Here is a 6,697-nt window from a genome sequence, read left to right as displayed (position 1 = left end):
CGAACAACTGCCACCGCAATATCGCCTGCGTCCCCTCGGCGCCGTCTGAATGCGGGCTGGCCGCTGCGTGAAGGCGCAGCGGCCAGCGGCGGACTTCAGAGGTGCGGCACCTCGGTGCTTGGCGCCGGTGCCGGTGCCTTGAGCTGCTTGAGCTGGGTCGTGACCGGTGCGCTGCTGCACTTGGCCGCGGCCTGTTGCTCGGTCAGCTTGCGTACCGAGGTGTAGAACAACTCGCAGGTCTGCTCTTTTTGCGTCACCTGCCAGGTCTGGGTGCAACTGCTGAGCAGGGTGCTCGGGTCCGTCCCCGGCTTGCTGCCCATACCGGCCTGCCAGCAGGCCGCACTCAAATCCTGTCCCATGACTTTCAGCCCTGCGGCGTCGGCCTTGGCCTCGTCGTTGTCATAGTTGTCCGGGTCCGCCGCGTACCAGATGTAGCTCGGGTGGTTGGAGCCCAGTACCGGCACCTTCACGCCTTCGCTGGGGCTGATTTGCGCCAGGCCCAGCACATTCACCGTGACCCCATATTGCTGCTTGAGCCAGTTACGCACGGGCGCACCGAAAGCCACCATCGGCAGGGCCGCGCCGCTGGCGTTCTGGCTGACCTGCTTGACCATGGTGGTCTGGTAGTTGTTGAAGTAGCTGTAGACCCCTTCCAGGTCCTTGCCGGCACTCGATGGCGCGGCGATCGGTGCGATGTCGACAATGGTCTGGTACGCCGGCGTTTGCTCTGCGGCAATGCCGTTGACGGTGAGCAGGGTGGCCCAGCGGTCGGTGGTGGCCGACTCCAGATAGTCCTGGGCCTGGGTCAATGAATAGTCCGGCGGGAAGTGCAGCAGCTCGACGCTCTTGCGGTTTTCCAGGGCCATGCCCAGAGGCAGGAACAGGTACCAGCTGTAGGCCCATTTGCCATCGGCATTGAGCTGGCTGGCGCCTTTATAGGCCAGGTCGCCGGCATCGAGCAGGGCGCTCAACGGCTTGTCGTAGCCCTCGGGCACGCCGCTGATGGAGGCGACAACCTTGTCGTTGGCGGTTTTCACGCTGACCTTGGCCGCGCTGTAGCCATCGCGCTGCACGCTCTGGGTCAGGTAGTGCTCCACCGTCTGCTCCAGGGTCCAGTTGCGATAGCAGATCACGTTGCAGTTGTTGGGGTAGGCGAAGAGTTGGGTGACACGTTGCGGACTGCCCAGATCGACCTCGACATCGGCCATGACGCTGGTGCTCAACGCGGCGGCCGCCAGGGCCAGGGAGATTCCTGCGAATTTGAACATGCTCAGATCCTTTTCAGCGTGAACCCCTCCACGGGGGCTGCTCATACTGGAACACAGCCGTGGATAGAGAAAGACAGCGGAGAAAAAATCTGTCCCCCATGTACAGGCTTCAGCCCGGTATCAGCCGGGTCAGCGGGAAGGCCGGGTAGAACACTTGGCACGCCCGGATAACCCCCACCATTAGCAACAAGAAGACCGATTGCCAGGGGCTGAAGTTCGACCAGTGCAAGACGCTCAGCCAGGGATGCTTGAGTCGGAAGGTTTCGCTCACATGGCCGACGCGTTTGTGGTGCAGGGCGCCAATCAGGGTAAAACCCAGGTACGCCAGCATCCCCAGCAGGCCGAGCAGGCTGGCGAACAGCGCCAGCAAGGCCAGGAAGGGCACGCCGTGCCGCAGCAGTCTTGGATCAGGAGGCTTGCGCAGCGCTTTCGGTATTAGGCGTTCGCTCAGCCACAGGTCCAGATCCAGCAGGCGCAACGCCAGGGCGTTCCAGGCGGTCAGTGCCAAAAGTCCGAGCACCGCCGCCAGCCAGCCGCAAAAGGCCGCCATGGCGGCTGCAAGCAACGGCGGGTCCTGGCGTTCCTGAATGAAAAAGAGGGTGAATGCCAGCCCGATGCCGGCCCAGGCCCGGACCCATGTTTCCCCTGTGGTGGAGGGTTGCGGCATGAATTTCTGCCAATAGAACACGTCACGCTGGGGCAGGCGCTCGATCAGTTGAGGGAAGCGCCAGGTCAGGGTCTGTGCCAACTCCTGGCAAGCTTGCCATTCATTCTGGGTAAAGCCGCGGGTGAGGTTGCGCTGCTGGCGCGGTGACAGCGGCTTGGCGAGCAACTGTGCCGCCAGTACCTCCGGTGCCCAGCTGTGTTCCTGCTGCAGCTTGTTTTGCAAGTCCTGATAGAAGGTTTCCTGCTGACAGCGCTGGACCAGGTGTTGCCAGACCCAGGCCGGTTCCGGGATCGCGCCGCGTTGTTCATCCCAGCCGAACACTTGGCAGACCCGTTCGAACAGGGGAACGCTCCACTGTTGCTCGTTGAGCAGCATCAGTACCGCGCTTTGCCATTGCAGACGGTGATCGAAAATCTGCAGCCAGAGCTGTTCGCTGTAGTGCGTCAGTTGCGCGAGGAACGCCCGTTCCTGGTTGGCTTGCAACTGGTCTTTTAGGGTCTGGCGGTAATAGCCCAGCAGGGCTCCCACCAGCGAGCGTTGTTGCGCGTCGCTCATCGACAGGCTTTGCCAGGGCGTCAGCCATTCCAGATGTTGAACCGCCCACTCAACCAGGGGCGCGCGCTGTTCGGGGTGGTTGCAGCAGTGCTCCAGCAGCAGGTTCTGGAAGTCCTGGGCACATTGTTGGGCCTGGGCCTGGGCCTCTGGCCAGCGTTGCGGCAGGTTCTCCAGGGTCAGGCCCTTGAGTAGGCTCTGTGCCGGTGTTGGCGTGACAGCGGCTGTTGGCATGGGGGCCAGGCTCGGGCTCATCTCTACCAGGCCCGACCAGGCCTGCAGGTTGTCCGCAGGCAGAGCAGAGGCGATGGGCTCGGGGGAACAGTCGTCGGTTTCCTCTTCCCGCCAGCGAGCCAGTTGCAGCGCCCGCTCGTAGGCCTCGCGCAGACGCTGGAAGCCTTCGGCATCCTCATCGGGACGGGTGGTTTTCAGGCGTTTGGCGTAGCTGCGCTTGATGCTGCGCTCATCGGCATCGTCCGGCAGTTCCAGCAGGGTCCAACAGTCCATGTCGCCGCTCCTCAGTGCCAGTGGCCGTTTTCCAGTCTCTGCAGTTGTTCACTGAGTTGGTTGCGCACTTCGCGGATCTTGCGCTCGTCCTGGGTGTCCAGCACTTGCTGGAATTGCCCGGCCCAATAGCCGATCTGTTCGCGCAATTCCCCCAGGCTTTCCTGATACAGACGTTCCAGCCGGGCGCTGAGCAGGGTGTTGACCTGCTGGTCGCGGGGATGAACCTTCAGTTGCTCCAGGGCCTTGAGGCGCTGCTGGATTTCTTCCGGGGTCAGCACCCCGGGGTTGTTCTCGATCACCAGGGAACGGCTCTCACCGGTCAGGGGAATGCTCACCTGGGCTTCCAGCAGGCCGTTGATGTCGTAGGTGAAGCGCACGTCCAGCGAGACTTCACCGGCCGGGCGCTTGGGCACCTGCATTTCCAGTTGGCCCAGGGCGACGTTGTCGCGCACCAGGCGGCTCTCGCCCTGGAAAATCTTCAGCAGCACCTGCTCCTGGTTGTCGTGCAAGGTTTGCACGGTCTTGACCCGGCTCACCGGCACCACGCTGTTGCGCTCGATGATCGGCAGGTAATGCCCGCCCTCGATCTGGTTGCCGTACTGCTGGGAGGTTTCGATGCCCAGGGTGTAGGAGCAGACGTCGGTCAGGACCACTTCTTCCAGGGCCGCGGAGCGTGCCTTGAGGGCGGCCTGGACCGCCGCGCCTTGGGCCACCACTTCGTCGGGGTCGAGGCTGATGGACGGAAAACGCCCGAACAATCCGGCCGCCAGCTTGCGTACCAGGGGCATGCGGGTGGCGCCGCCCACCAGGAGGATTTCATCCAGGTCGCTGACGCGGATTCGCGCATCGCGCAGGGCCCGCTCGATGGGGGCCCGCAGGCGTTCCAGCAGGGGCGTGTAGAGGTTGGCCAACTGCGCCTGGGTGATGGTCTGGGTCCATTGCCGGCCATCGACGCGCAGGCTGAACTCGGCGCTGGGTTCCTGGCCCAGGGCACGGCGTACCCGTTCGGCTTCCCGGCGCAGGGCCTGGAGCACGCTCTGGCGCTCGGGAAAGTCCGCCGCCTGGCCTTGCTGTTCGATGAAGTGCTCCAGCAGCAGGCTGTCGAAATCTTCGCCGCCGAGGAAGTTGTCGCCGGCGCTGGCGCGGACTTCCATGACCCCGTCGAACAGCTCCAGGATCGACACGTCGAAGGTGCCGCCACCGAGGTCGAAGACCAGGAACGAGGTTTCCTTGTCGCGCTGGTGCAGGCCGTAGGCCAGGGCCGCGGCAGTGGGTTCGTTGATCAGCTTTTCCACCTTGAGCCCGGCCAGCTCGCCGGCGATCCGCGTGGCCTTGCGCTGGGCGTCGCTGAAGTAGGCCGGCACGCTGATCACCGCTTCTTCCACCGGCTCGCCGTAGGTGCGTTCGACATCCTCCTTGAGGCTCTTGAGCACCAGGGCCGAGAGTTCTTCCGGGCGAAACAGACGATCCCCCAGACGCACTTCGGTGGCGCTGCCCATGTAGCGCTTGAACAGTGCGGTGGTCAGTTGCGGATGGGTGTGCAGGCGTTCCCGGGCGGCCTGGCCCACCAGCACCCGGCCCTCATCGTCCAGGCCCACCACGCTGGGGGTCAGGAGCTGGCCCAGGGCGTTGGGCACCAGCTCACTGGCGGTGTCGCGCCAGACCGCCACCAGGCTGTTGGTGGTCCCCAGGTCGATGCCTACGATCATGACGACGAACTCCCTTTCCAATCGGAAAACTGATGAAACAAATAGGTGGCGCGCAGGATATTACCCGTCGGGTGGATGGGTAAAGTGCGTGATGTCACATGGCTATTATTGGCGTCGTTGCCGCAGAGCCGAAGCGGATCTTGAGCTTCGGTTCTGCGGTGGCTGGTGGGCCTGTTGCGGGCCCCGCCGGGGTCAGACGCTGAAGTGCAGGGCGTTGGTCAGATCGCCCATGGGTTTCTGGCCCCGGGCAATCATGGCCTCGTCACGCTCCTTGATGCCGTCCAGGGTTTCCAGCTGGAACACCCGGGTGATCAGCCGCAGGATCGAGGCCGTGTCATACACCGTGTGATCCACCGTGCCCTTGCGGGCGAACGGCGACACCACCAGCGCTGGAATCCGCGTGCCCGGGCCCCAGCGATCACCCTGGGGCGGCGCCACGTGGTCCCACCAGCCGCCGTTTTCGTCGACGGTGACGATCACCACCATGTTTTTCCATTGCGGGCTTTCCCGCAGCACTTTCAGGGCCCGGTCGATATGCCGGTCGCCGGCGGCTACGTCGGCATAGCCGGCGTGCAGGTTGAGGTTGCCCTGGGGTTTGTAGAAGGTCACCGCCGGTAGCTTGCCGGCCTCGGCGTCGGCGAAGAACTTGTTGGTGCTCGACTCGTCTCCCAGGCCGCCGTCGCGCAGGCGCTTGGCACGCTCGGCCGGATTCTCCGGGCCCTGGCGCACAAAGTAGTTGAACGGCTGGTGGTGGTACTGGAAGTTGGGGATCTTGGGAATCCCGCCGGAATCCTTGAATTGCTCCAGGGTCGCCTGCCAGGCACCGCCGTACCAGGCCCAGTCGACGTTCTTCTTCGACAGCTTGTCGCCGATGTGCTCGTGGGTCTGGGGCACCAGCACGCTGGGCAGATCGGGCTTGGCGTAGTCCGGGCGCTCCGGGTCGCGAATCCAGGTCGGCCAGTAGGGCGGGGCCATGGTATTGACCGCGTAACCGTCCGGGGTCAGGGCGCTGGGGCCGAACTGCGGCGCACCGTCCATGGCACTGGCCGGGGACTTGTCCAGGGGCTTGAGGCGCGTGCCCTTGGGGTCGTCGCCCTGCAAGGTAGCGATCTGCGACTTGGCCACCGAGTTGGCCGCGTCGGGGTAGAACGGCACCTTGGCGCTGATCAGGTATTGGTGGTTGAGGAAGGAGCCGCCGAAGGCGCCCTGGAAGAAGTTGTCACAAAGCACGAACTCTCGCGCCACATCCCACAGGCGCAGGGAGTAACGGGTCTGGGCGTAGTGACCCATGGTCAGGGCACCGGAGTCGGCCCAGGCCACGAAGCCATCGTTCTTGCCGCCGTTGATCTGCATCTGGTTCTGGTAGAACACGTGCCACAGGTCGCGGGTCACCAGGCCCAGGGGCAGGTCCTCGCCGCTGGGGCCTTTGAGGGCGAACGGCGCATTGGGCAGGTTTTCCTGGAACTGGGTTTCCACCGGGTAGGTGATGCCGTCCAGGGTCTGTGGCCCCACTTGCAGGATGCCGCCCCAGATGGGCGGCAGTTTCGACAGCAGGCTGCCATCGCGGTCCCGTTGCTGGAACGCTTCGGGCTTGAGGGCCGACAGCGGTTTTTCCACGCCGGGGAAGTTGGCGAACAGGTTGTTGAAGCTGCGGTTCTCGGCGAACAGCACCACCACGTTCTTCACCTGATCGCGCAGCGCCTTGTCCAGCTCAGTAGGGGAGAGCGGACGTGCATCCGGTTTGCCTGTGGGTTCGCCGGGCTTGCTACAGGCGCTCAGGGTGGCGCCGACCCCAAGAACGGCAACGCCGCCAAGGAAGCGGCGGCGGCTGGTGTCGGTGGGTTGGTCGGCGTTGGTTTCGGGGGTGTCGCGCTGGTCGGTATCGTCGCTCATGTCGGCTCCTTGCACGTCGATCTGGAAATTCGTTACAAACTATTTCGGTGGCACGGTAACAACCGAATATGACGCAAAGACTACAGGAATGCTTCAGGAGT

The 6,697-nt window shown here is 64.0% G+C and carries 4 protein-coding genes; all 4 read right to left on the bottom strand.

What is annotated here, in order from left to right:
• Positions 1-95 precede the first annotated feature (95 nt).
• The 4 genes from KHO49_RS25060 to KHO49_RS25045 all read right to left on the bottom strand — a co-directional run bounded on the left by KHO49_RS25060 (position 96) and on the right by KHO49_RS25045 (position 6,596).
• Positions 96-1,268, bottom strand: a complete 1,173-nt coding sequence (locus tag KHO49_RS25060; RefSeq protein ID WP_102880979.1) for a hypothetical protein — start codon at positions 1,266-1,268, stop codon at positions 96-98.
• A 109-nt stretch (positions 1,269-1,377) separates the two neighbouring features.
• Positions 1,378-2,994, bottom strand: coding sequence for a J domain-containing protein (locus KHO49_RS25055; protein ID WP_213665963.1), 1,617 nt, complete (start codon positions 2,992-2,994; stop codon positions 1,378-1,380).
• A gap of 11 nt (positions 2,995-3,005) precedes the next feature.
• Positions 3,006-4,703 (bottom strand): molecular chaperone HscC, encoded by a 1,698-nt coding sequence (locus KHO49_RS25050; RefSeq protein ID WP_170004423.1) that lies wholly within the window; start codon positions 4,701-4,703, stop codon positions 3,006-3,008.
• Positions 4,704-4,895: 192 nt separating this feature from the next.
• Entirely contained in the window at positions 4,896-6,596 is a 1,701-nt protein-coding gene (locus tag KHO49_RS25045) for an acid phosphatase (protein ID WP_110652195.1), read from the bottom strand.
• Between the last annotated feature and the right edge of the window lie 101 nt (positions 6,597-6,697).

It is taken from the genome of Pseudomonas sp. RC4D1 (assembly GCF_018390395.1).
Classification (GTDB): domain Bacteria; phylum Pseudomonadota; class Gammaproteobacteria; order Pseudomonadales; family Pseudomonadaceae; genus Aquipseudomonas; species Aquipseudomonas danubii.
Note: the sequence above shows the minus strand (reverse complement) of the source record. Positions and strands in the feature narration are given on the sequence as shown.

What these genes read in the sequence shown, in the direction of transcription:
- KHO49_RS25060 (WP_102880979.1), bottom strand. Translation starts at nt 1,268, where the DNA reads ATGTTCAAATTCGCAGGAATCTCCCTGGCCCTGGCGGCCGCCGCGTTG.
- KHO49_RS25055 (WP_213665963.1), bottom strand. Translation starts at nt 2,994, where the DNA reads ATGGACTGTTGGACCCTGCTGGAACTGCCGGACGATGCCGATGAGCGC.
- KHO49_RS25050 (WP_170004423.1), bottom strand. Translation starts at nt 4,703, where the DNA reads ATGATCGTAGGCATCGACCTGGGGACCACCAACAGCCTGGTGGCGGTC.
- KHO49_RS25045 (WP_110652195.1), bottom strand. Translation starts at nt 6,596, where the DNA reads ATGAGCGACGATACCGACCAGCGCGACACCCCCGAAACCAACGCCGAC.